The 24,624-nt window shown below is 56.6% G+C and carries 23 protein-coding genes; 17 read left to right on the top strand and 6 right to left on the bottom strand.

Annotation, left to right across the window (positions count from 1 at the left end):
- Positions 1-59: 59 nt before the first annotated feature.
- The 4 genes from ACR0NE_RS08635 to ACR0NE_RS08620 are packed head-to-tail and all read right to left on the bottom strand — an operon-like array spanning position 60 to position 5,611.
- On the bottom strand, positions 60-908 hold the full coding sequence (locus ACR0NE_RS08635; RefSeq protein WP_170594363.1) for an ABC transporter six-transmembrane domain-containing protein: 849 nt from the start codon (positions 906-908) through the stop codon (positions 60-62).
- Between the two features lie 6 nt (positions 909-914).
- Positions 915-1,334, bottom strand: coding sequence for a DUF2141 domain-containing protein (locus ACR0NE_RS08630; RefSeq protein ID WP_170512800.1), 420 nt, complete (start codon positions 1,332-1,334; stop codon positions 915-917).
- Positions 1,331-4,459 carry an efflux RND transporter permease subunit gene (locus ACR0NE_RS08625; protein ID WP_170594361.1) on the bottom strand — a complete coding sequence of 1,043 codons (3,129 nt, stop codon included), beginning with the start codon at positions 4,457-4,459 and terminating at the stop codon, positions 1,331-1,333. Before ACR0NE_RS08625 ends, ACR0NE_RS08630 begins: the two co-directional genes overlap by 4 nt.
- Before the next feature lie 3 nt (positions 4,460-4,462).
- Positions 4,463-5,611 carry an efflux RND transporter periplasmic adaptor subunit gene (locus ACR0NE_RS08620; protein WP_170594358.1) on the bottom strand — a complete coding sequence of 383 codons (1,149 nt, stop codon included), beginning with the start codon at positions 5,609-5,611 and terminating at the stop codon, positions 4,463-4,465.
- A 101-nt stretch (positions 5,612-5,712) separates the two neighbouring features.
- Here ACR0NE_RS08620 and ACR0NE_RS08615 point away from each other — a divergent pair, with 101 nt between their 5' ends.
- Positions 5,713-6,330, top strand: a complete 618-nt coding sequence (locus ACR0NE_RS08615) for a TetR/AcrR family transcriptional regulator (protein ID WP_170594357.1) — start codon at positions 5,713-5,715, stop codon at positions 6,328-6,330.
- 327 nt (positions 6,331-6,657) lie between these two features.
- On the opposite strand, the gene ACR0NE_RS08610 is transcribed toward ACR0NE_RS08615, so the two are convergent.
- On the bottom strand, positions 6,658-8,253 hold the full coding sequence (locus ACR0NE_RS08610; RefSeq protein ID WP_170512808.1) for a GMC family oxidoreductase N-terminal domain-containing protein: 1,596 nt from the start codon (positions 8,251-8,253) through the stop codon (positions 6,658-6,660).
- Positions 8,254-8,362: 109 nt separating this feature from the next.
- Between ACR0NE_RS08610 and ACR0NE_RS08605 the strand changes: the two genes are divergently transcribed.
- The 4 genes from ACR0NE_RS08605 (at position 8,363) to ACR0NE_RS08590 (ending at position 12,482) form a co-directional block, all read left to right on the top strand.
- Positions 8,363-9,601, top strand: coding sequence for a TRAP transporter substrate-binding protein (locus ACR0NE_RS08605; RefSeq protein ID WP_170402109.1), 1,239 nt, complete (start codon positions 8,363-8,365; stop codon positions 9,599-9,601).
- A 66-nt stretch (positions 9,602-9,667) separates the two neighbouring features.
- The gene (locus ACR0NE_RS08600) at positions 9,668-10,333 is read left to right on the top strand and encodes a TRAP transporter small permease (RefSeq protein WP_170392533.1); all 666 of its coding nucleotides are present in this window, start codon (positions 9,668-9,670) and stop codon (positions 10,331-10,333) included.
- Entirely contained in the window at positions 10,333-11,691 is a 1,359-nt protein-coding gene (locus tag ACR0NE_RS08595) for a TRAP transporter large permease (RefSeq protein WP_170594355.1), read from the top strand. The genes ACR0NE_RS08600 and ACR0NE_RS08595 overlap by 1 nt, the downstream gene beginning before the upstream one ends.
- Before the next feature lie 11 nt (positions 11,692-11,702).
- Positions 11,703-12,482: an IclR family transcriptional regulator gene (locus ACR0NE_RS08590; protein ID WP_170512809.1), complete on the top strand. Its 780-nt coding sequence runs from the start codon at positions 11,703-11,705 to the stop codon at positions 12,480-12,482.
- 271 nt (positions 12,483-12,753) lie between these two features.
- On the opposite strand, the gene ACR0NE_RS08585 is transcribed toward ACR0NE_RS08590, so the two are convergent.
- Positions 12,754-13,791 carry a LacI family DNA-binding transcriptional regulator gene (locus ACR0NE_RS08585; RefSeq protein ID WP_170392925.1) on the bottom strand — a complete coding sequence of 346 codons (1,038 nt, stop codon included), beginning with the start codon at positions 13,789-13,791 and terminating at the stop codon, positions 12,754-12,756.
- A gap of 171 nt (positions 13,792-13,962) precedes the next feature.
- Here ACR0NE_RS08585 and ACR0NE_RS08580 point away from each other — a divergent pair, with 171 nt between their 5' ends.
- The 12 genes from ACR0NE_RS08580 to ACR0NE_RS08525 all read left to right on the top strand — a co-directional run bounded on the left by ACR0NE_RS08580 (position 13,963) and on the right by ACR0NE_RS08525 (position 24,594).
- A complete protein-coding gene (locus ACR0NE_RS08580) occupies positions 13,963-14,154 on the top strand; it encodes a hypothetical protein (RefSeq protein ID WP_170392536.1) in 192 nt (63 codons plus the stop codon).
- 31 nt (positions 14,155-14,185) lie between these two features.
- Positions 14,186-15,331 carry a TRAP transporter substrate-binding protein gene (locus ACR0NE_RS08575; RefSeq protein WP_170402121.1) on the top strand — a complete coding sequence of 382 codons (1,146 nt, stop codon included), beginning with the start codon at positions 14,186-14,188 and terminating at the stop codon, positions 15,329-15,331.
- A gap of 102 nt (positions 15,332-15,433) precedes the next feature.
- A complete protein-coding gene (locus ACR0NE_RS08570; protein ID WP_170392538.1) occupies positions 15,434-15,949 on the top strand; it encodes a TRAP transporter small permease in 516 nt (171 codons plus the stop codon).
- A 15-nt stretch (positions 15,950-15,964) separates the two neighbouring features.
- Positions 15,965-17,296 carry a TRAP transporter large permease gene (locus ACR0NE_RS08565; protein ID WP_170402124.1) on the top strand — a complete coding sequence of 444 codons (1,332 nt, stop codon included), beginning with the start codon at positions 15,965-15,967 and terminating at the stop codon, positions 17,294-17,296.
- Positions 17,297-17,332: 36 nt separating this feature from the next.
- Positions 17,333-18,640: a histidinol dehydrogenase gene (gene hisD / locus ACR0NE_RS08560; RefSeq protein ID WP_170392540.1), complete on the top strand. Its 1,308-nt coding sequence runs from the start codon at positions 17,333-17,335 to the stop codon at positions 18,638-18,640.
- Between the two features lie 8 nt (positions 18,641-18,648).
- A complete protein-coding gene (locus ACR0NE_RS08555) occupies positions 18,649-19,386 on the top strand; it encodes an SDR family oxidoreductase (RefSeq protein WP_170594353.1) in 738 nt (245 codons plus the stop codon).
- On the top strand, positions 19,383-20,345 hold the full coding sequence (locus ACR0NE_RS08550) for an alcohol dehydrogenase catalytic domain-containing protein (protein WP_170594351.1): 963 nt from the start codon (positions 19,383-19,385) through the stop codon (positions 20,343-20,345). The genes ACR0NE_RS08555 and ACR0NE_RS08550 overlap by 4 nt, the downstream gene beginning before the upstream one ends.
- Before the next feature lie 18 nt (positions 20,346-20,363).
- Positions 20,364-20,669, top strand: coding sequence for a UxaA family hydrolase (locus tag ACR0NE_RS08545; protein ID WP_170594349.1), 306 nt, complete (start codon positions 20,364-20,366; stop codon positions 20,667-20,669).
- A 12-nt stretch (positions 20,670-20,681) separates the two neighbouring features.
- Complete coding sequence (locus ACR0NE_RS08540; RefSeq protein ID WP_170594347.1) at positions 20,682-21,860, top strand: UxaA family hydrolase; 1,179 nt, start codon at positions 20,682-20,684, stop codon at positions 21,858-21,860.
- Between the two features lie 208 nt (positions 21,861-22,068).
- Positions 22,069-22,485, top strand: a complete 417-nt coding sequence (locus ACR0NE_RS08535) for a universal stress protein (RefSeq protein WP_170402133.1) — start codon at positions 22,069-22,071, stop codon at positions 22,483-22,485.
- Between the two features lie 154 nt (positions 22,486-22,639).
- Positions 22,640-23,527, top strand: a complete 888-nt coding sequence (locus tag ACR0NE_RS08530) for a helix-turn-helix domain-containing protein (protein ID WP_170594345.1) — start codon at positions 22,640-22,642, stop codon at positions 23,525-23,527.
- A gap of 113 nt (positions 23,528-23,640) precedes the next feature.
- On the top strand, positions 23,641-24,594 hold the full coding sequence (locus ACR0NE_RS08525) for an alpha/beta hydrolase (protein WP_170513551.1): 954 nt from the start codon (positions 23,641-23,643) through the stop codon (positions 24,592-24,594).
- The last annotated feature ends 30 nt before the right edge of the window (positions 24,595-24,624 follow it).

The following is a 24,624-nucleotide window of genomic DNA, read 5'->3' as shown; positions in this document are numbered from 1 at the left end:
GACTGATTACTTCCTGATTACAAATCCCGTATCACGCCATTTATGGTATGCAAGCCTGATCAATCGCTCTGCAACCTGGTCGTAATTTCTGACAGGCGAGACCAGGATTGTAAGGTGACGGGCAAAGCAAGTGCGGCTTCCGCAAACTCCCACGAATAGCTGATAATCGAAAATATCATGCCCGGTGTCGCATCCAGGTTTTGGGTCGCGAACCACAGGTTGAATAGGAGCAGACCTATTAACAGAATGAAGATTGCGCCATACAGAACGGCTTCGGTATCCGAGAGCTTTACTTCGAACCGGCGCAGTTTACTCAGGTGGACGAATACCGGACGGTCACGTCGTTGTTCCAGAACACTGACCTGATGCTCCATTTGCTCATTCAGCGCACGGTTCCATTGCCAAAACGTCGAATGAAACAGAGCGTATACAGATATCATTCCGACAAGAACCCCACAGGCAGACAGGGCCAGAACTGGCGAGAAGTAAAACAGCAAAATTGCTGATACGACGAACTGCACCACCCCCGCGATTGCCGAAGGCAGGATCTCTTCAAGAAAGTCGGCCAGTTCGCGCCCCATGCCGATCCGGGCGTTCAGCGACGAAATTGGAAGATTTGAAAACCGCGCGGCAAGCGCCTTGCCCAATTCGACACGGATCATACCGTAGACACGTGTATCGTAAATCCGCCGGATCACGCTGATCATAGTGAGGGCAACCATGAGCGCACCTAACTGCACAAAGGGCTCAAAATCTTCGCTCAGCAATCCATCTATGGCGAAGCCGACGAACAGCGGTATCAGAACCGTCAGGGCAGTTTCAGCCAGGATCAGGAACCACGTAAGCCCTACGCGCCAGCGGAACACACTCAGAAGCGTGCCGATTGTCAGTTGTCGATCTGTCAGCATGGCGCACTACTGATCATAGTGAATGCGAACACGCACATCGCCCGGCCAGACCGAGGCAGCCTTGAAATCCGGCTCGTCCTGAGGGTCTGAGGCACCTGTTGAACCCAGCCCCTCCAACAGTTTCGTCTCAGTCATGTTCAGGTCATCGTCCTTGTTTTCGTCATGAAACAGCAGCACAGCGTATGGGCCCGCGTTCAGGTCAGAAAACTCATGGCTGACGCTGCCTTTACGCGACGGAATCTGGGCGTAGTCAATGGCGCTCCAGACATCCAAACTGTCAAAGGCGCGCGCGTTATCGAATACAAGGATCACGATGTTGCCCTTGGCGTTGCGGATGCCGTCCACAGTCACATTCAGACCCTCGGCGGAGGCCGGAGTCGCAAGCGTTACCACGGCGAATGCAGGGGCTAGAAGGTTCCGTATCATGGCTTTGTCCTTTCTTCAGAAGGCTGCGGAAGGGGTGACTTGAAAATGGCAATGACATCCTCGGTGATGGCGATCAGTACCGGCACCAGCAGCAGCATGAGGGCTGTGCCAAAGAGTTCTCCAAAAGCTAAAGAGATTGCCGCAGGGATCAGATACTGCGCTTGCTCAGAGGTTTCGGTCAGCAAAGGCAGCAGACCAATCACTGTAGTTGCGGTGGTCAGAAAGATCGCCTTGAAACGTCCAATGCCTGCGCTTCTCAGCGCCAGATTCACGGGCTGACTTTCCTCTCGCGCCTGATTGTAGCGGGTGATCATGACCAGACTGTCGTTCACAATCACACCGGTCAGAGCAAGCATGCCGAAGAACGAAAACAGCGACAGCGAGACACCCATGATCAGGTGCCCGACGGCGGCTGCGATAAAGCCGAATGGCACGATGGCCAGAATGACGAAAGGCTGCCAATAGCTTTTCAACGGCACGGCCATCAGCACATAGATCAGAACGGCTGCCAGCAACAGCGCGCGCTTCAGGCCATCGCTTATATCGGCCATTTCTTCCAGTTCACCGGCCGGCAGGACGGTTACGCTGGGATATTTGGCACGGAGTTTCGGGACCAGCTGCTCGAACACCGCCTGCCCCACCTCTTCGGGAGCAACAAGGTCGCGGTCGATGGACGCGGCTACGATGTTCATGCGCTTGCCGTCACGGCGATCGATAGTGCCAGAGGCATAGGTGCCCTCGATTTCGGCGACGGTCTCAAGCGGCACCCAGGCGCCGGATGCGCTGCGCAACCGGGTCTGCACCAGATCCGCCAACGTATCGCGGTTTTCACGCGCGTTCTGTACGACTACGCGGACTTCGGACCCATCGCGTCTGACCTTGGTCACCTCGGCCCCGCCGAACCCATAGCCAATCTGTCTGGCCAGAGCCTCGGCGTTAAAACCAAGGTGCCGCGCGTCCGGGCGCAGGCGGAGTTTCAGTTCAGGTTGGCCGCCCACCAACCCATCCCTCACATTTGCCACGCCCTCGATGTTCGACAGGAAACCTTTCATTTCGGCGCTGGCTTGCTGCAGAAGGTCTTCGTCTTTTGACGCCAACCGGATTCGGAACCCTCCGGCAAGCGTTTCCGATCCGGTGAACTCCAACTCGGTGACGCCCTCGACCGCACCGACCCGGTCGCGCCATTCGCGGACCACGGAAAGGATCGGGACATTCGGACGCTCAGCTACCGGGATCATTTCAGCGAAAATTTGGGCATTTCCAGCGCTGTTGATGATGGTGAATACTGTCTGAACGGGTGGAGCAGACATACTCGCCTCTTCTGCAAGCTCGACGTTCAGCTCGTTCAACACGGCTTCGATCCGATTCACGTTCGTGCGGGTCAGTGCAAAGGGGGAGCGGGCATCCATTTCCAGGTTCATCGTGATGACCTGACCGGGCACCTCGGGAAAGAACACCGTCCTGACCTTGCCCTTGTACATCAGGCCAAGCCCCAGCGTTGCGGCGGCAATGAACAAGATCAGCACAGCGTAGCGCTGACGCACCGCCGCGACGAGCAAAGGCTGGTAGATGCGATCCCGCACCCAGTACAACCCGCCCTGCGCAGAATCCTGTACCCGCCCCCACAAGCGGGTCAGCAGGTATCGACGCTCTTGCCGCATCGAAACCTGCGCCAGATGGGTGGGCAGGATGAATTTGCTTTCGATAAGCGAAAAGATCAGCGTCAGGATCACGATGCCCGCGAACCCGGCAAATACCTTGCCCAGCGGATTGTCGATCAACAGCATCGGGAAAAAGGCTGCGATTGTGGTCAGCACGCCAAAGACGGTCGCAACAGCCACGCGATGCACGCCGCGTTCCGTGTCCCTAATCGGGTCCTTCCCCTTGCGGCGTTCTTCAAAAACGCTTTCGCCGACTACAACGGCATCATCGACCAGAATTCCCAAGGCAATGATCAGACCAAAAGTCGTGACATCGTTCAGCGAATAGTCCACCCATTTCGAGCCCGAGACAGCAAGCGCCCCCATGACCGAAACGGGAATGCCCATGGCAACCCAGAAGGCCAAACGCACGTTCAGGAAAATCGACAGCATCAGGGTCACAAGGATCAAACCCTGCACCCCGTTTGAGCGCAACAGCGCCAGACGGTCCGAGATGTAGCCAGCGCTATCACCCCAAACCTCGACCTGTACCTGCGACGGCAGCTGTCGGCTGAACTCGTCAACCGTGCTGCGCACGACATCACTGATCTCCAGCAGGTTCTCCTTCTGCCCGACCAGAACCTCCATCCCTACGGTTGGTTTGCCGTTCAGGCGAAACAGGTACTCGCCGTCCTGAAACCCGTCTTCGATTTTGGCAATATCGCCCAAAGGCACATAGGACCCGTCGTCACGTTCGATAATCGGCAGAGCTGCGTATTCCGGCACGTATTTCGCCCTGTCATCGGCCCGCAGATAGATCGTACCGCCAACGGTCCTCAGACGACCTGCCTGAAAGGCCAACGAATTCCCTTCGATGGCGCGGGTCACATCCGAAACCGTCAACCCATAGTGGCGCAGCAACGCCGGGTCGATTTCGATGCGTAATTCACGCGGTATCAGGCCCCAGATTTGCAACCGCGACAATTCCGGTTGCGCCAGCAACTCTTCTTTCAGGCGTTGCGCCAAGCTCTGTAATGTGGCGGGGTCTGTTTCTCCGAACAAGTTCAGATACAGCGCCGGGAAATCGAAACCCGAGGCTTCGATCACGGGTCGGCGCGCAGTATCAGGCAGATCAGTCAAGCCGTCGATCCGAATACGGACACGATCCAGGACGGCTTGTAGTTTCTGGCCACCTGCGCGGCGGACAGTCACGACACTTAGGTCATTTTGGGATTGTGAGATCACACTACGCACGCCCTCCAAACCTTCGATGGCCTGCTCAACTTTCTGGGTCACCAATTCATCAACCTGTTCGGCTGTAGCGTCCGGAAACTCGATCGCGATTGTAACACTTTCCGGCGGAATGCGGGGGAAGCCTTCGATCCGAATGTTCAGCAGCGTTTGCACCCCAAGAAATAGGATCAGTGCCATCATCAGATTGGCAGCGACCGGATTTCGGATAAACCAGGATGTCAGAGCGTGCATGGCTCAGCCCCCATCTGATTGCGGCGTCACCCGTTGACCCGGCAGAAACGAGGCCAAAGGTGTTTTGGCCACGCGCCACGGGCCGGTCCCTTCGGGAGCCGATACCGTCACTGTACTTTCGCTGCGGAACAGGATGTTCGGGCTAAGCCTCTGCAATTGGTCCTTATCGTCTACAAGCCAAATGTATCCCGCACGGGTCAGGACGCTTTCGGGTAGGGTTAATGTGTCCGAGATCCGGCGTCCGGGAATGTGAACCTGCAGGAAGTCTCCGGCGAGTATGCGTTCATCGGGCTTTGTGACATCCAGAAAGACCCGCACCTGCCGCGTGTCTTGATCCAGAAACCCTCCTCCACGCCGGACTTGAGCCCGCCCCAACGCTCCGCCCGAGCGCTGTGTCAGATCAGCAGTGGCGCCAGAGATCGGATGATCCAACAACGCCCAGTCCGCCTGACTAAACTCGGCGACCAGTTCGAATTGCTGGTCGTCCGAAAGGTGTATCAGGGCATCGCCTGGGTTGACCGTCTGGCCCAGGCTGGCAAAACGATGGGTTACAAATCCCGAAAAAGGGGCGACAACCTCCGCGTCCTTCAGTTCATTTCGCGCCGCATTCAGCCGTGCCTGCGCAGCTGCAACGGATTTCTCGGCAATGCGCAATTGCGGCAGATTCACAGCCAGTTCGTTTGGCGGTTCTGTTTCATCCCGGTCAAACTGTCGTTGCGCGACTGTCACTTTGTTCTGCGCGCGCAATAACGCCAGTTCCGCTTGCTCAAGCTCCATCTCAGCGGCTGCAACGGCGCTTTGATAAGGTGCATTTTCGATTGAAAACAAAGGGGCACCCCGTTCCACCTTAGTCCCTGCCAAAGCGGCGTTGTGTACCGCAATGATGCGCCCGGACACAGCAGATCGCAGCTTGGCATCCCACCGAGGCCGAACTTCGGCAAACGCCGAAACCCGCGCTTGTTCGGTTGCCGAAACTACTGTGACGACGGAGACGGTCGGTGGCGGAGGTGAGGTCGTTGTTGCCTGAACATCAATTGTATCTTCTGTATCAAACAGGAGGACGACGATCGCTACAAACAGTGCCAACGATAGTCCAATCCAAAGCCATCGCCGGGTCGGTCTTTGCCGAGTTTCCAAAGTTTTGTCTGTCATAGACCTGTCTTTCCTGTGCCGCCGAATCCATTGCACCTTGTGGCATTCGATAGAGTGTCATATACTATGAACGATCGTTCGTTCAATATTAAGTTGAAAAAATGTCCGATGACACCAAGAAGCCGGAATCAATCCGGGAAAAGGCAACAGCCAAGCGTCGCAACCAGATTTTGGAGGCCGCAGTTATGTGTTTCCTTGAGCGGGGCTATCATCAGACAGGCGTCCGCGATATCGCTGCGCGGGCGGGCGTCAGCCTTGGAAATCTCTATAATCATTTTCGCGGCAAACATGATGTGCTTGTAGAAATCGCAATACTTGAACGCCGCGAGATGGAGCCGTTTCTGAAAATCCTGAACTCAGATGCGCCCGCGCCCAAAGTCATAAGAAAGTTCATCAAGGCCTACGCAAAATACCTTGCTGCGCCGGAAAACGTTATTTTAACATTGGAAATTTCGAGCGAAGCAGTTCGTCAACCGGACATCGCGCAGCTGTTCGTCGAGAACCGGTCGAGTTTGACTGAGGCCCTGGAAGCCGTAGTGAAGCGAGGAATTACTGGCGGTGAATTGCGCGCCGTTCCGGATCCCCTTCAGGCGTCACAACTGGTGATTGAAGTTCTGGAAGGCAGTGCATATCGTAGTGTGCTGTCAGAATTGCCCATGACCGGGATCATTGTGTGCGCTGAAGACTTTATTATGAGTTCCCTGTTGGAACGTCATTAGCACGTGGGTAGCGTGTCGTTTTGGAATTCGTGAATGCTAGCCAAAGGGAGCTGCCTGAGACATTCATGTAGGCAGCAAAGACCGATTTTGAGCCGGCCAAAACGCGGGGGAGGTCAAAAGAAAGTTGGATTTGCGGTTAGGACTATTGGCTAACGCAATATCATCCGAGGTTCGGTTACCAGACTTCGTTTAGTCACAAGACAAAGCGGTCGCAAAGCGAATGCAGATTCCAACCACCGGCACAGCGCCAGATCGTTTTTGATGCGATTGACGCACTGATCTATTGATACTGTAGGGATCAGGCGATCAGATACGATGGCAGATTTCTCAAGCATCCGCCTTAATCAGGTCGCTTGCCTTTTCGCCAATCATGATCGCTGGTGCGTTGGTGTTGCCGCTGACGATTTCCGGCATGATCGAACAATCAGCCACCCGCAGGTTCGAAATACCGTGTACCTTTAGTCTTGCGTCGACAACAGACGTCTCGGCGTTCCCCATCGCGCAGGTGCCGGTTGGGTGGTAGATCGACACGCTGTTCGATCTGGCCCAATCCAGAGTGCCTTCATAATCTTCGCAGCTCAGCTCTGCCGTTGGTCGAAACTCTTCTGATATCTTCGAGGCCAGAGGGTTTTGTTTGGCAATCCCGCGCGCGATGTTCACGCCGTCGACAATGGTTCGGCAGTCCGTTTCAGTGGACAGATAGTTCGGGATGATCTTGACATGTTCGGATGGGTCCGGACCGTTCAGGCGCAGCTCTCCCCGACTTTCCGGACGCAGTTGGCAGACCGACATCGTGAAGGCCGAAAACGGATGCACACCTTCGCCTGGGCTGTCGGCGGACCAGGGTTGCACGTGGAACTGAATGTCGGGCGTCTCAACATCGGGCCGGGTTTTCATGAAACCAGTCGCAAGGCTGGCGGCCATTGTCATCGGACCCGCACGAAATAGTGCATATTTCAGCGCGATTCGCGCCTGATTGAACAGGCTGCGAACTTCGTCATTCAGTGTGGGCTCATTGCATTTGAACACCAGCCGCGCCTGCAAGTGATCCTGAAGACCTTTGCCAACACCCGGCAGGGCGTGTAGCGGTTTGATACCATTTTCCTTTAGATGATCCGGCTCTCCGATCCCTGACAACATCAGGATTTGGGGAGAGTTGATCGCCCCACCGGACAGGATGACCTCGCGCCGAACTGTCAGGGTCTGCTCGGCACCAGAACGATCCCGGTAGACCAGCCCGGTTACTTTTTTCCCATCCAGAACCACACGCGACACAAGCGCTTTGGTGATGATGTTGAGGTTCTGACGACTGCGAATGGGCTTGAGATAGGCTACGGCGGCGCTACAGCGGCGGCCATTGCGCGTGGTCAGTTGGAAGTAACCCACACCTTCTTGCTCGGCCCCGTTATAATCTGGGTTGAACGGGTAACCGGCGGCCTGTGCCGCCGCGACCCAGGCATCGCAGATCGGGCGCTGAATGCGCATGTTGGACACTGACAAGGGGCCATCGACGCCATGATATTCATCCTCGCCGCGCTCTTGATCCTCACAGCGTTTGAACAGGGGTAGCACGTCGTCCCAGCCCCAACCCTCGTTGCCCATTTGCCGCCAGCGGTCGTAATCTTCCTTCTGGCCACGCACATAGAGCAACCCGTTCAGCGAGGATGAGCCACCCAGCACCTTGCCCCGTGGCCAGTCGATGGATCGACCGTTAAGGCCGGGGTCGGGCTCAGTGCGATAGCACCAGTCAACCGAGGGGTTATGCATCGTTTTGAAATAGCCGACGGGGATGTGAATCCACGGGTTGGTATCGCGGCCACCTGCTTCGAGCAGCGCAACAGTTGTGTTGGGGTCTGCGCTCAACCGATTGGCAATGACACAGCCCGACGATCCTGCGCCAACAACTGCATAATCCACCTCCATGACCGCCTCCTTCCAACGTCGCTGAAAAAAACTCTATGCAAGATGCAAGAATTATACTAGCCTTTTTTGATACAAAACGTCTCAATAATTGCGATCAGGGAGGTAAGCAATGGAGATCGGACGGAAACTAAGTGGTATTTCACGGCGAGATTTCTTCCGCGTGGCTGGGCGTTACGGCATGAGCTCGACACTGCTGGCGGCGGGCGGGTTCGGCGGCGCGATGAGTCTGGCGAATCTGGCGCAGGCCGCCGAATCCACCTATGAAAAGCGCTTTTCGAAAGAGCCGAAGCACACGCTGAAATTCGGCGCGTCGGGCTTCAACACCCGCAACCTGTTGATTGAACGCGCCGGCGCAATCGAGTTCGCGCGCGACCTGGAAGAACGCACGGACGGCGAGATTCGCATCGAATTCATCGGCGACAACCAGATCTGCGGCCAGCTGAGCTGTGTCGAAAAGACCCAGCAGGGAATCGTCGATATTTATGCTGCCTCAACTCAGAACTCGGCCGGAGGCGCACCTTATCTGAACGTGCTGGACTACGCCTATATGTTCCCCAGCCGCGCGGCGCAGTATCACTTCTTCTATAGCCCGGCGAGCCAACGCATCCTGCGTGATCCGCTGGAAAAACGGCACGGGTTGAAGTTCCTGTTTACCCATTGTGAGCTACGCGGCCTGCAAATGGGATCGACCTTTGCCGACAAGCCGACCGTCACCAAACTGGAAGAGTTGTTTGGTACCAAAAATCGCGTGACGGGTACGCAGTTGGGCCGGATTGCAATGCAATTGCTGAATCTGAACCCAGTCCCGGTGGCTTGGGAAGAGACACTGGATGCGCTTAAGACAGGTCTGATCGATGGGGCGGAAACCTGGGCCTCGGCCGTGGCTTACGCCAACATGGCGCCGGTGGTTTCGCAGTCGGTCAATCTGAAATTTTTCTGCGGCACTGAACATACGTCCATGTCGGCCGAGGTCTTTGACGGTCTGAGTGGAGAATTGCAAGACGCAGTTATGGAATCTTCCTACTTCACTCAAGCGTTGATCCAGGGTGCGAATGAAGCCGCATTGCTGAATACGGTGGGTTTCTCGGAGCCGCAATTGCCGGACACTATCTTCGCCGAAAATGGCGTGCGCCCGGCATTCCTGGCTGACGATCAGATCAAGCTGGCCGAAGAGATGTGCGCTCCGAACTACAACCCAGAGCCTTGGGCCCAGTGGCGCGAACGTCTGAATAAATGGGCAGGCGGCATTGATACCTATCAGGAAATCTACGACATCGCGCGCGAGATTCCGGCCGACACCCTGCCGGAAAACGTCGAACCGCGCCGTTGGTGGAAAGGCGAAGCCTGATAGACTGTTACGAACCGGCCCTGAGCGGGCCGGTTCAACTTTATACCGACTGGGAGGACGGGGTTCATGTCGTTTTGGGCAGACATCGGCGCGATTTTCAGCGCCTTTCTCAGCCAGGATTCGTTCGAGATTCAATCCGCACTGGAATCCGACGCCGCCTGGGTGTTGGGCGCGATTGTCTCGGCGATTGGCGGAATCGTGATCATGTTGATCTATCGGGCGGTGCCCTTTGTTGAACGCCATCTGGAACGGTCGGTGATGGTGTATTCCTACCTTGCGATCGCATTAATTATCTTCTGGGGCGTGATCGACCGGTTTGTGTTCAACGATCAGGAACCCTGGTCGACCACCATCCCCCCGCTGCTGTTCATGGTCATGGCGTGGTTTGGGGCGTCGTATAACGTCCGCCTGCGCACACATTTGAGCTTCAGCGAATTCCGCACTGCAATGCCGAGGGCTGGGCAATTGGCTTGCCTGATACTCGACGCGATATTGTGGTTCATCTTTGCGGTGATCGTCATCGTGACCACTACACGGCTGGTGGCATTGTCGGCATCAAACTTTCAGATCGTTCTGGGAACAGACAATATCATGCAGTGGTGGTTCCTTCTGGCCGCACCGCTGTCGTTCTTTCTGATGGTCGGGCGCGTGTTTCAGAACCTTGCCGATGATCTGAACAACTGGAAAACAGGCGAGCCGCTGATCAAGCAGGCCGTGATCGGAGCAGACTGATGACAGACGGAACTATGGTCACACTGATCTCTCTTGCGGTCACCTTTCTGTTCATGCTGGGCGTGCCGGTTTTGCTGGTAATCGGCTATTGGGTCATCGGCTGTTCGTTTGTTCTTGGCCTGACGCTGGACAACATGGGTGCTGAACTTCTGAACGTGTTCAACAAGGGTTTCGCCTTGCTGGCGATGCCGCTGTTCATCCTGACCGGAGACCTGATCAATAAATCGGGGATCGCGAGACGTCTCAGCGATTTTGCTTATGCCTGTCTGGGCTGGATACGCGGCGGGCTGGCGATGGCATCCCTTGGGGCATGCGGATTGTTCGCAGCAATCTCAGGCTCAAACTCGGCCACAACCGCCACGATCGGTTCGATGCTGCACCCTGAGATGGTCAAAGGGGGCTATGACGAACGGTTCAGCGCGGCCACGGCGGCGGCAGGCGGTACGGTGGGGATCATCATTCCTCCCTCGATTATCTTTATCGTCTACGGTTTCCTGATGAACCTGCCGATTTCCGAGCTATTCGTGGCGGGTATCCTTCCGGGCGCGCTGATGGTTTTTGGCATGCAGTTCGCCTGCTGGATCATCTGCCGCATGAACGGGTGGGGTCATCTGATACCGCTACAACTGAACCGGGTGCTGAAGACCGCATTCGGTGCCTGGCTTGGGTTCTTCGCCATCGGGCTGGTGTTGTGGGGTATATACACAGGCAAATTCTCACCAACTGAGGCAGCCGGAGTGACGGTCGGCTTCTGCGTTATTGCAGGGTTGGTCAGCTATCCGATCAATCGGATCATGGGCGCGCGGAACGACATCTCACCCACCGAAAAAAGCTATGCCGAGATGTTTGTCGTCGAAGGCTTCACGATCCCCGAGATCCCCTCAATCGTGATCCGCTCGGCCCAGATCACAGGTATCCTCGCACCGCTGATCGCGATTTCTGTGGTGATGCAGCAGATCCTGTCATTGCTTGGCGCTCAGCAAACCATTGGGGATTTCGTAACCTCGATGGGTGGCTACTATGCGGTTCTGTTTACTTCGATGGTGATCGTTTTCTTCTCGGGCATGGTACTCGAAAGCCTGCCTGTCACGATTATCCTGGCCCCGATCCTGGCACCGATTGCGGCCTCGGTCGGGATTGATCCGATCCATTTCTCGGTAATCTTCCTTGTGGGGGCTTCGATTGGCTTCATCACACCACCCTACGGTCTCAATCTCTACGTGGCATCAGGGGTGACTGGCGTTCCCTACTTCCGTCTGCTTCGGTACACTGTGCCCTATCTAGCAGCGCTGATATCAGTGTGGATTTTGATCTCGCTTGTACCCGATCTGGCCTTGATCCTGCTGCCAAATAACTAGACTGTTGCGGGATGGCCGAAACGGAAACACAAGACAAAGAAACTCAGATCCCAACTAACTTGCGCCTTCTCCTCATCCTTGAGGAGGTGGCGCGTCGCGGGGTTGCCGTCAAACCATCGGACCTGATCGAGACACTCGGTCTGGCGAAACCAACAATCCACCGTTTGTTGCAAACAGCAGAGGCCGAAGGTTTCCTGCAGCGTGATCTGGATGGCCGCTCATACGGTCCCGGGCACCGTCTAAGGTTGCTTTCAGTCAACACCATGTCGTCCGAGCATCTGCGCACAGCGCGTTTGGCGATCTTACGCAGTGTCGCCGAGCAGGTTGGTGAGACCTGCAATCTCGCCATCCCTGACCGAGAGGGCATGATCTATCTTGACCGGGTCGAGACGAAGTGGCCTTTGCGCATTCAATTGCCGGTTGGGACACAGGTTCCCTTTCATTGCACCGCCAGCGGCAAGATGTACTTGTCCACGCTCCGGCAGAAAACACTGGATGGATTTCTTTCAGCAGGAAATCTGCAGCCACAGACTGAAAGTTCCCTGACCGATCCGCAGTCATTGCGAACGGAAATCCAGCATATCGCTGAGAACGGTTATTCCACCGATGACGAAGAGTTCATGAGTGGAATGGCAGCCCTAGCAGTACCCGTTCAAGATGGGCAAGGCCGATTGGTGGGCACACTTTCGGTTCATGCACCGACACAACGTCACAACGTCAACAGCCTGATGTCGTTTCTGGGTATCCTGAAAAAGGGAGCAAATGAGCTTTCGGCTCTGTTAACCACGTGACCAGAACCTGAAAGACAGCCGCGACATAGTAATTTTTGCCCGACTGCCACGGCAAGCATCGTCCGGTTCGGGGCATTCTGCATCGCAACGGATGAGCCGCACACAAAGGCCTTCCTCACAGCTCTCTTAGTCTGCTAGCCATAAACTCTGAGTCTAAGAAATACTCACACCAGTAGTTCAAGTTGGATTGGCCGTGCATGCCGAATCCGGGTCGTACATCGTTGGTAGATTCGAGCGAGTAGATTTCCAAAGATAGCCCTCAAGGTTGGGATCACTCAATAGTGCGGGCAGGACCGAGTGATTGACGTAGTCTTATTTCTGTCGGCAACTCAACACTTTGACCGCTGTGCGCATCACGGAGTATCTGGATCAGCATCCCAGCGGCGCGACGACCCATCTCGCGATGCGGGACATGGACCGTCGTAAGAGCGGGTTCGGCGAGCATTGCAATTTCGATATCGTCAAAACCGGTAATTGAGAGGTCCCTGGGCACCTCAAGCCCCATTTCCCGAGCCGCACGTAAGGCTCCGACCGCCAAAACATCATTGACGCACATCACGGCAGTCGTTTCTGGTGCGGCTGTCATGACCTCGCGCAAAGCAACTTCACCAGTTTCAACGCCGTAAGCGGTCTCGACAAGAAACATTGTATTCGGGTCCTGACCGGCCTCTTGTTTGGCATCCCGAATGCCTTGAACGCGTTCCCTTGCCCGATCATTCGAAGCGGTTGGAGCAGAGATACACGCGATATGCTGATGCCCATATCCAATGACCTGCCGGGCAAGGGCAAACATCGCAGCCCGATTGTCAAAGCCGATGGCAGGCGGGGATTGGTCAGGATCAAATGACCAGGCGATCAAAGTTGGTACACGCTGCTTTTCCAGAAACGCATAGATTTCCGGTTCGCGATCGTACCCAATCAGCAGCAACCCATCTGCACCCCGCGCTACCAACGCACGCACCTGTTGTTCTTCCAGCTCTGAATCATAGGCGGACGAAGCAACCAAAAGCGTTTTACCATGCCGCACCAGTTCTTCCTGAAACGCCTGTAGTCCGCGTGCAAAAACAGCGTTCTCCATAGTCGGTATCACGGCGGCAATCGTATTTGTCTGCCTTGCTGCAAGGGCTTGGGCTCCGAAATTTGGCGCGTACCCAAGTTCTCGTACAGCTGCCAGAACTCGTTCCCTTGTGCTTTGCCCTACCCGCTCTGGCGAGTTCAGGCACCGCGAGACAGTTGCGGTGGACACGTTCGCATGTCGGGCAACATCTGCAAGGGTTGGGACTGTGTTTTCGTGACCGCTTTGAGGCATGGTTTTTCTTGTCATTCTGGATGGGCAACTAGCTCAAGACAAATTCTATCAAAAGCACGATTTGTCGGGAACCTACAGCACATACGCAATGTAAGCGCTTGCATAACAAAATGTAAGCGCTTACATTGCGGACGACTCAGTGCGAGACATTGGATGGGTTGGGGAGGACGCATGCCATACTTGATAGCTGGAATATTGCTGCTCGCGTTTGTAGCGAACGTAGTGATCGGAGCAGTCTCGAATGCGCCCTTGGTCAACAATATCTGGGAAATGTTGATCTTGTTTGCTGCGGCCATCGCCTTTTCGATCGGCATTCTGCGGAGCGAAGCAAAAGAAATTTCGGAGAAAAAATCAAAGGAATAAATCCGAAAAAAGTCCAACGGGAGGAGAACACATGGACAAGACTAAACAGGAGCTGGCTTCGGCCGAGCGTCGGAATTTTTTGAAACTCGCGGGCACCGGCTCGTTCACGGCAGCTATGGTCGCCGGCGCGGCTGGGACATTGTGGTCCAGCGAAGCGGCAGCACAGACCGCCGCCGAGGAACGCGATCGCGAAAACGCGGCTGAATTCAAGATGACGTTGGCAACGGCCTATGTTCTGGGCGCGTCTCGCAGCTATCCGATCATGCAGCTGGACCTGAAAGAAAACATCCAGAACATGACGAATGGCAAGGTCTATGTGAAACTGGCGCCCGGTGGTCAGCTTGGTGCAGGTGGTGCGTTGGCGCAGGCGGTTCAGGGGGGGACCATTCAAGCCGCGCAACACTCGTTGTCAAATTTCGCGCCCTTCGCAAGCGTCGTCGACCTGATCAACCTTCCATATTTCTGCGGGTCCAACCAGCGGTTCACGAACCTAACTTCCTCTGAAGCTTGGAAGGCGGAAGTAGACCCCAAGATCGCGGCATCCGGCTTTAAAGCGCTGATGTATATCGTGATCGATCCGCGCGTCGTCGCTGTTCGCCAGGGAGGCAACGCAATTATCACCCCCGGCGATATGTCCGGTGTCAAATTCCGCGTACCCGGATCAAAAATGCTGCAGCAGTATTATGGCATGGTGGGTGCGAACCCGACGCCTGTTGCGTGGGGTGAGACTCCGTCAGCGATCCGGCAAGGCGTCGCAGATGCGCTTGATCCCTCGGTGGGCGCGCTGCATGTCTTTGGCTTTGGTGAGATCCTCAGCCATGTGACCTTCACTCAGGCGGTGCCGGACAGTCAGGTCTATTCGATCAACCTTGAATGGTTCGACAGCCTGCCGATGGACGTCAAAGAAGGTATCGAATTTGCGGGCGAAGTCACCCAGCAGCAGAACCTGTCCAAAGTGCCTTCGGCACGGGCCTACGCCATGTCTCAATTGATCGCGAACGGCGTCGAGTTCCACTCGCTCAGCGAAGATCAGTTGGGCGAATGGAAAGAGGTCGGTGGCTATCAGCGCAGCGAATGGGACAGCTTCAAGACCGAGCTGGCCGGATCGATGGATGCGTTCGCCAAGCTGGAAGAAGCCGCAGACACGCGTGCGAAATACTACGTGCACGACGCCTGATCGCGTCTTCGGGCCGGCGCGTCCAGCGTCGGCTCATCCGATGTTTGCCCATTAAAAACCCACTAGAACACGTCGCCGCCGCGTGACGGTAGTGAGGATGCTATGTCTCAGCTCTTTCGAGCGATTGATAAAAATGCCGAACGTTGGCTGCTTTTGGTCTTCTACGTCATGCTCGTCGGCACGATGTTTATCGAAGTGGTCCGGCGCGAGGTCTTTGCCTACTCGTCCATCTGGGGCGAAGAAATCGTCCGGTATGCGTTCATCTATCTCGCATGGATCGGTGCCGCCGCTGCGGTCAAGGAGCGCGGGCATATCCGCATTGATGTTCTGATGCACTACGTCCCGCGCACGGTCAAAACGCTGCTCTACATCTTCGGCGACATCGTGATGTTCATCGTGGCACTCGTCGCAATCTATTGGTCGTGGGAGACAGTCCACGTGTCCTGGAAATTCGGGTCTGTCACGCACGGCCTGCGGATCAGCCAGGTCTTTTTCCTCATGGCGGTACCGTTTGGCTTCGCGCTAGTCATCTTTCGGCTGGTGCAGTCCTTCCTCCGCGACATTGCCGACCTTCGAACGGGCCGTCCCGTCTACGAAGGCGACAAGCTGTTTGATTAAGGGAGGGCCTGAACCATGATGTGGCAACAACTCGGCGGTCAAACGCTTGAACTTGGGTGGGATTTCTACGCCTCTGTCATTCTCTTCGTCGCTCTTGTCGCGCTCGCCGTTCCGGTCTGGGCCGCGATCGGCGCAGCATCGATCACAATGCTGATCATGTCCGGCGCATTGCCGCTGAGCCTTGTCGGCGAAAAGCTGTTCTCGGGCATCGATGCCTTCGCGCTGACGGCCGTACCGCTGTTCATCCTGACCGGCGACGTGCTTGTCCGAACCGGGCTCAGTCGAAAGTTTCTGGACGTCGCCGAAGCCCTGACCTGTTGGGCCAAGGGTGGCTTCGGTTCGGCCACCGTCCTGGTCTGTGGCATGTTCGCGGCGATCTCCGGGTCGGACGCAGCAGGTGCGGCAGCGGTAGGGCGCATGACTATCGACCGGCTGGTCGAGAGCGGTTATCCCCGCCCCTACGCCTGTGCTTTGGTCGCAGCAGGAGCCTGCACCGGCATCCTCATCCCGCCCTCTATCGCCTATATCATCATCGGCCTCGTGCTGGGCATAGCGGTCTCGACCTTGTTCCTTGCTGCGCTGATCCCCGGCCTTTTGATCTTGACGGCCATCCTGATCACCAACGTTGTGATGAACCGGCTGAACCTTTGGGAAGGCGGCGGCATGATGACCGCAGCTGAATGGCGCGCGAACCTGTGGAAGACGGTCAAGTCCGGCTGGTACGCTTTCCTTGTCCCCGGCATCATTTTCTACGGCATCTTCTCGGGGAAACTGACCCCAACGGAGGCAGGCGCTGTGGCGGTTGTCGTGACCATCGTCATCGGGTTTATCCTGGGCACACTGAAATTGTCCGACTTCCCGGCCATGCTGGTCAGTTCGGCCAAGGTCAACGGTGTGATCCTTCCGATCATCGCCTTCTCGATCCCTCTGGCCGAAGCTCTGGCGATCATTGGAGTGCCGCAAGGATTTGTAGGGGCTTTGACCTCAGTCAGCAGTAACGAATTCGTACTGATCGCCATGATGGTCCTTATCCTGATCATTGCGGGCTGCGTTATGGAAACGACGCCCAACATCGTGATCCTGGCACCGATCCTCTACCCGTTGGCGCAAGAGATTGAGATGAACCAGATTCAGTTCTGCATAATGATGATCACCGCGCTGGGGGTCGGGTTCATTACTCCACCCTTGGGGCTGAACTTGTTCGTGGTGTCGGGGATTACGGGCGAGTCGATCCTCAAGATCGCCTACCGCGCCATCCCGTTTGTTTTCTTCATGCTGATCGTGACGTTGATGATCGCCTATATCCCGGCGTTCTCTACCTCGCTGTTGCCTGATGTCTATCGATAAGCCGCCGAAAGACGCGGTAAGAAAAGGACTCGATACATGACCCGTGAATACCTGAAGAAAGCCACGCTGACCGCGCGCAGCGGAGCGTCGGATGTCAGTGAAATTGTGCAGGGAATCCTGACCGACATTGAGACAGGTGGCGATGCCAAGGCGTTGGAATACGCAGCCAAATTCGACAACTACGAAGGCAACGTCATTCTCAGCGATGCCGAAATCCAGGCCGCGATGGATGCCGTGCCAGAAAAGCTGAAGCGCGACATCGAGTTCAGCCACAGCAACGTCAAACGCTTTGCCGAGGCACAGAAAGCGTCCATGACCGACATCGCAGTCGAGGTTGTGCCGGGCCTGACCGCTGGCCAGAAGATGATCCCGGTGGATGCAGCCGGTTGCTACGTCCCAGGCGGGCGCTACAGCCATATCGCCAGCGCGATCATGACCGTGACGACGGCGAAGGTGGCGGGATGTAAACATATCGTCGCCTGCTCACCACCGCGCCCAGATGTCGGTATCGCGCCTGCGATCGTCTACGCCGCGCATATCTGTGGCGCCGACAAGATCATGGCCATGGGCGGCGTGCAGGGGGTTGCGGCGATGACCTTCGGGTTGTTCGGGCTTCCCAAGGCTAACATCCTTGTGGGCCCCGGCAATCAGTTTGTGGCCGAAGCAAAGCGTATCCTGTTCGGGCGTGTCGGCATCGACATGATCGCGGGCCCGACGGACAGTCTGGTCCTTGCGGATGTCACTGCTGATCCGATGGTTGTTGCAACTGACCTCGTTGGGCAGGCCGAGCACGGATACAACTCACCGGTTTGGCTGGTGACAGACAATCGCGACCTCGCCGAAGAGGTTATGCGCTTGGTGCCAGTGCTGATCGAGGACCTGCCCGAAGTGAACCGCGAAAACGCTACGGCTGCGTGGCGCGATTATGCCGAGGTCATCCTGTGCGCGGATCGCGAAGAAATGGCGGCGACATCGGATCAATACGCCCCGGAACACCTGACAGTCATGGCCGATGATCTTGATTGGTGGCTGGATCGGCTGACGTGCTATGGGTCGCTTTTCTTGGGCGAAGAGACCACGGTTGCCTTTGGCGACAAAGCCTCGGGCACCAATCACGTGCTGCCCACGAGCCGGGCGGCCACTTACACCGGTGGCCTCAGCGTCCATAAATACATGAAGATCGTGACCTGGCAGCGCTCGACCGCTGATGCGATGAAGCCGATTGCGCAGGCGACGGCCCGTATCTCACGCCTTGAAGGTATGGAGGGGCACGCGCGTACTGCGGATATTCGACTGGCCAAGTTCTTCCCCGATGAAAACTTTGACCTGACAGCCGAAGACTGACCCAACCCGTGACCTATCATCCTGATCTCACTGGACATACCGCTCTTGTGACCGGGGCCAGCTCCGGCCTTGGTCGCAGAGCGGCAGAGGTATTGTCGCATGCCGGCGCTAAGGTCGTGGGCGTGGCGCGACGTGCAGAAGCGTTGGCCGAGCTGGATCAGGTCCATCCCCTGCCCTGGGATCTTTCGGATCGTGATCGGTTGGCGGAGCTGGCCGTTGCCGCGTCGCAGCCGTTTGGGGCACCGGATATTCTGGTGCATGCCGCCGGGATCAACACGCGCGAGGCTGCGGATGATGTATCGCCTGAGGGGTGGGACATCACACTGGGATTGAACCTTGCCGTTCCCTTCTTTCTGTCGCAGCACCTAGTGCCCGATATGAAGGCCAAAGGCTGGGGACGGATCGTAAATTTCGCATCGCTCCAGTCCAGCCGAGCTTTTCCAGGTGGGCTTAGCTATGGGGCGTCAAAGGGCGGCGTGGCACAGCTGACCCGAGCAATGGCCGAGGCCTGGTCATCAAGCGGAATATGCGTAAACGCGATTGGCCCTGGGTTCTTTCGAACCGAGCTGACGGCTGCAGTGTTCAATGATCCTGAACGCGCGAACCGTAATGCTGCGCAGACCTGTATCGGTCGCAACGGAGAGCCCAAAGACCTCGACGGCCCGTTGCTGTTCTTTTGCTCTGATGCCTGTGCCTTCGTGACCGGGCAAGTTTTGATGGTTGATGGGGGGTTTACAGCGAAATGAGAGCGTTGGTCTACACCGATGTCGAAACACTGGAATACCGCAATTTCGCGGACCCGGAGCCCGGCCCCGATGAGGTTCTCGTCCGTATCGATAGCGTCGGCATTTGCGGGTCTGACATGCACGCCTATCTGGGCCATGATGACCGCCGCCCGGCACCGCTGATCCTCGGCCATGAAGGGGCCGGTGTGACGGCTGATGGCCGTCGCGTAACCATCAATCCGCTGGTCAACGACCCCAACAGCGCGGCTAGCCGGTCCGGACGTGAGAACCTTTGCCCCTCGCGACAGATCATCTCAATGCCGCCGCGCGAAGGCGCTTTTGCGGAATATGTCGCTATCCCAGAGCGCAATTTGATTGAAGTGCCCTCGCATATCACGCTGGAGCAGGCCGCACTCGCCGAACCGATTGCGGTCAGCTGGCATGCGGTGCGGCTGGGGCTTGCGGCCCTGCACCCGGCAGACGAACGGCGTGCCCATGTGATTGGCGGCGGGGCAATCGGGCTAGCGGCAGCTCTTGCGCTCACTGCGATGGGGGTCGAGCAGGTGACCTTATCCGAACCCAACGCAGCCCGTGCGACCTATCTTCGCGACACCTGTGGAATCGCCGTTGTGGACACACCGGAACAGGACATTCCATTGGTGATCGACGCAGTGGGGTTTGCGTCTACCCGTGCGGTTGCCTCGGCGCTCGTCAGCCCGGGCGGGGTGATTTTGCACATCGGCCTAGGCAGTTCCGAAGGTGGATTGGATATCCGACGCATCACGCTGCAGGAAATCACGCTAATCGGCACCTACACCTATACCGCACAGGACTTCCGCGACACATGCAATGCCATGTTCAAGGGCCGCCTCGGGACGCTTGACTGGGTTGAAACCCGCGACCTGTCCGACGGGGCCGCGGCCTTTACAGACATTCGCGCTGGCAAGACGCTTGCGCCGAAAACCATCCTTAAACCATAGCAAAAACCGGAGACCTTCATGTCAAATCCAGCCCCAAATGAAATACCGCACCTTTTGGTGCATGAAGAGGAAGACAATGTCGGTGTCGTGGTCGTCGAAGGCCTGACTGCAGGCACCGACATGCTGTGCTGTATTACACATGACAACTCGACCTTTCGCCTGACCGCAGGTGCGGATGTTCCGATTGGCCACAAGATTGCGCTCACGGAGCTCAAGAACGGCGATACGGCGATCAAGTATGGTGAGGATATCGGCAAGATCATCGCTGACATCCCACGCGGCGGGCATGTCCACACGCAAAACTGCAAGACCAAGCGCTGGTAAGGGGTTAATACCATGAGCAAATATTCAAACATGACTGTCATGGGCTACCGGCGCGAAAACGGCCGGGTTGGTGTGCGCAACCACGTGCTGATCCTGCCCGTCGATGACATTTCCAACGCCGCCTGCGAGGCAGTCGCCAACAACGTCAAGGGCACGCTGGCAATCCCACACGCTTATGGCCGCCTTCAGTTCGGTGAGGACCTCGAGCTGCATTTCCGCACTATGATCGGCACAGGGGCCAACCCGAATGTCTACTCGGTGGTCGTCATCGGCATCGAGCCGGGTTGGACCAAGCGCATTGCCGACGGCATCCGCGAGACCGGCAAAGACGTGGCAGAGTTCTCAATCGAACAGAACGGTGACTTCGAGACCATCCGGCGCGCTTCATGGGCCGCCAAGGATTTTGTCCACAAGGCCACCGAGGTCCAGCGCGAGGAATGCTCGATCAACGAGCTTTGGATTTCGACCAAATGCGGTGAAAGCGACACGACAACGGGTCTGGGGTCCTGCCCAACCGTTGGCAACATGTATGACAAGTTGCTGCCCGAAGGGATCACCGGGTTCTTTGGTGAAACCTCGGAAATCACCGGGGCGGAACATATCTGCCAGAAACGCGCCATCAACGAAGAGGTCGGCGAGCGCTGGTACAAGATGTGGAAGGCCTATCAGGACGATGTGATCTTTGCGCATCAAACCGATGATCTCAGCGACAGTCAGCCAACCAAGGGCAACATCGAAGGTGGCCTGACCACCATTGAGGAAAAGGCGCTTGGCAACCTCGAAAAGATCGGCCGGACTTCGCAGTATATCGACATTCTGGAACCTGCCGAGCAACCTAACTCGGGCAAAGGCCTGTACTTCATGGACAGTTCATCAGCTGCGGCGGAATGTGTGACGCTGATGGCGGCGGGCGGTGCTGTGATCCATACCTTCCCGACAGGTCAGGGCAACGTGGTGGGCAACCCGATCGTTCCGGTCATCAAGATCACCGCGAACCCGCGTACAGTGCGCACCATGGGCGAACATGTGGATGTTGATGTTTCAGGCATCTTGCGGCGCGAACAAACCATCGATCAGGCTGGTGATGCTCTGATCGATATGATCCGCAGGACAGCAAACGGCCGTAACACCGCGGCAGAGGCGCTGGGACATCGGGAATTCTCGATGACAAAACTGTATCGCAGCGCATAGTAACCTCAAGGCGGCCATTGCATATGCGGTGGCCGTCTTTCTCTTGAACCGAGGTCCAGAATGGGCGCGGCTCGAGGTGTTTGGCCACTAAGGCAGGGCGGGGTCCTGGGCAACAGATCAGAACCTTTAATTCTGAAAGTACTTATCAAGTTATGATGCACCAAGCCCTGCTCGTTGACATCGCCGAAACTCACTGGGAGTGCTTTACATGTATAAATCCATATTGATCCCCGTTGCCATTGATCATGAAGAGTTGGTTGCCGAGAAAATCACCACTGCCCGCAAGCTTTTGGCAGCTGACGGAAAGATCACACTACTTACAGTTCTGGAACAAATCCCGGGTTTTACAGCGGAATTCGTGACAGTGAAATCCGAGAACCATCTGACCAACAAAATCATGGGAACCCTAAAGTCGATCGCCGGAGAAGCGACCGATATAAACTGCCAGGTAGAAACGGGAAAGCCAGGGCTGCGCATTACCGAGTTCGCACGGGAAATCGGCGCTGATTTGATTGTTGTCGGAGCGCATCACCCATCGGCAATGGACTATTTTCTCGGATCAACGGCAGCGCGTGTTTCTCGTCGGGCATCGTGTTCCGTCTTGATTCAGCGACCGCAATCTTGAAAATTCTCTAAGCGTCGACCCGAACGCCACAGCTGCGTTGCGAGAAGCAGGTGGCACGGCACCACTCCATGGGTTCGCGCCCCTGTTGGATGTTTTCAACCGTGTGCGATCGACGCCAGCGAGAATTGCCCAGGTGCACTATGGGAGCCGACGATTGCCTTCGAGATATGCGGACATTTACCCCTCGGAACCTTTACTAAACAGCGATGCGATCGAGCGGCCTTCGGCCGCAGGGTTGATGTCCGTTCGGTATTTCCGGGCTGACCCGGATCAGATGCCCGAGGATGTTTTCAAAGAGCATCACGTGCTTCTCAATCTCCAGACCATTCCGCACAGAGTTCGGAACTGGAGGGATGGTGAGTTGCGGGATTTCATGTTTCACAAGGATGAAATCATCGTCACTCCGGCTGGTATGCGATCGGGTTGGCAATGGTACGCGACGTCTGATGTCATCGTTATCACGCTGGACCCGGCTAAGGTTGAGCGCTTTGCTCAGTCCGAGCTGGGCATGCTGCTTGACCCGCAGCAATTTCGGGATTTGCCGCAGTTCTCGGACCCTGATCTGTGCACGGCTGGCGTTATACTGCGCGACGCATTGGAATCGACCGACATGTCTTCGGTCGTGATGTTCGAAGCCATGAGCCGCGTATTCCTAGTGAAACTGCTCCAGAAATATGGAAAACGCCGGATCGAAGATGTTCAGTTGTCATCCCGCTTCACATCCCGGCATTACCAGCGCGTTTTGGCCTTTGTACAGAACCGGCTGGATCAGACCATAACCGTTGAGCAGCTCGCGACCGAGACGGGAATGAGCCCTTCGCACTTCGCACGCATGTTCAAAGAGACGTTGGGCACGACCCCGATGCAATATGTCATGGCCTACCGAATTGAACAGGCGATGAAGATGATGCAGGACCAGCAGCGTCCTCTGGGTGATATCGCTTTGGAATGTGGCTTTTCCGATCAGGCTCATTTCACGCGCAGCTTTAAACAGGTGGTGGGACAAACCCCCAAGGCTTATCGCGCGGCCAACATGGCTTGATGCAGGATCATTCAAAAACACAGCAGTCCGGTGCAATCAAGTGAACCTCCGGCAACGTATCTCTTTCGTCATCGGGCTTGCGCCCATCCAGACAGACTTTGGGAGATATCGCGATGAAAACCCTCGCTTTGAATACCGCTGCGGCTTTAATGGCCTCGACAGCTGCCGTCGCACAGGTCGAAACCCGCATTGTCACCTTTGAGAATGAAGGTGCCACCCTATCCGGCACACTGTACCTACCCGAAGAACGCGGCGATGCACCTTTGCCAACGGTCGTGGTCACAGGGGCCTGGACCTCGGTACAAGAACAGATGCCGGCGAACTATGCCCGGGAAATGGCCGAACGCGGATTTGCCGCCTTCACCTTCGATTTCCGGGGCTGGGGTAAATCCGGCGATCTGCCGAACCAAGCGCGCTTTGTCGAAAGCCCCGAAGCCAAGACCTCGGACATCAAGGCAGCGATCGAATTCATAGCGACCCTGCCAGAAGTGGACGCCGAGCACATCAATGGGCTGGGTATCTGCGCCTCAGCGGGTTATATGGTCGATGCCGTCTCGGGCAACCCGCTGGTTCAGCGACTTGGTTTGGTTGCTCCCTGGCTGCAGAACGCCGAAATTGTTGAGGCCGTCTACGGCGGCGCAGAAGGTGTTGCCGGCTTGCTTCAAGTCTCTCGGGCTGCCGAAGCCGCCGGGGGCCAGATCATTCCTGCCGCGGGTCCAGAAGGTGCCGAAGGCGTGCTGATGCCGATCGGTGGTTACTACTATGAGGCTGACCGTGGGGCGATTCCGGAATATGATGACAAATGGAACAATGCAGGCTGGGAAGGCTGGCTGACCTACCATCCCGCCGACAACCCACAGCGTCTGGATAAACCGCTGACCATTGTTCACTCTGAAAGCGCAGCGATCCCGCAGGGCGTGCAGACCTTCCTTGCCGGATTTGCCGGTGACGCGACTGCGCAGTGGCTCGAGGATGTCACGCAGTTCGATTTCTACGACAACCCCGAGGACGTGACACGGGCGGCCGACGCCGTTGCCGACCACTTCCGCGCCGGATTGGATAATTGATCCTGCTGATCAGGCGTCGGGCCTCGCTAT

This window comes from Ruegeria sp. C9 (assembly GCF_056537585.1).
This window is presented reverse-complemented; position numbering and strand designations above follow the sequence as displayed.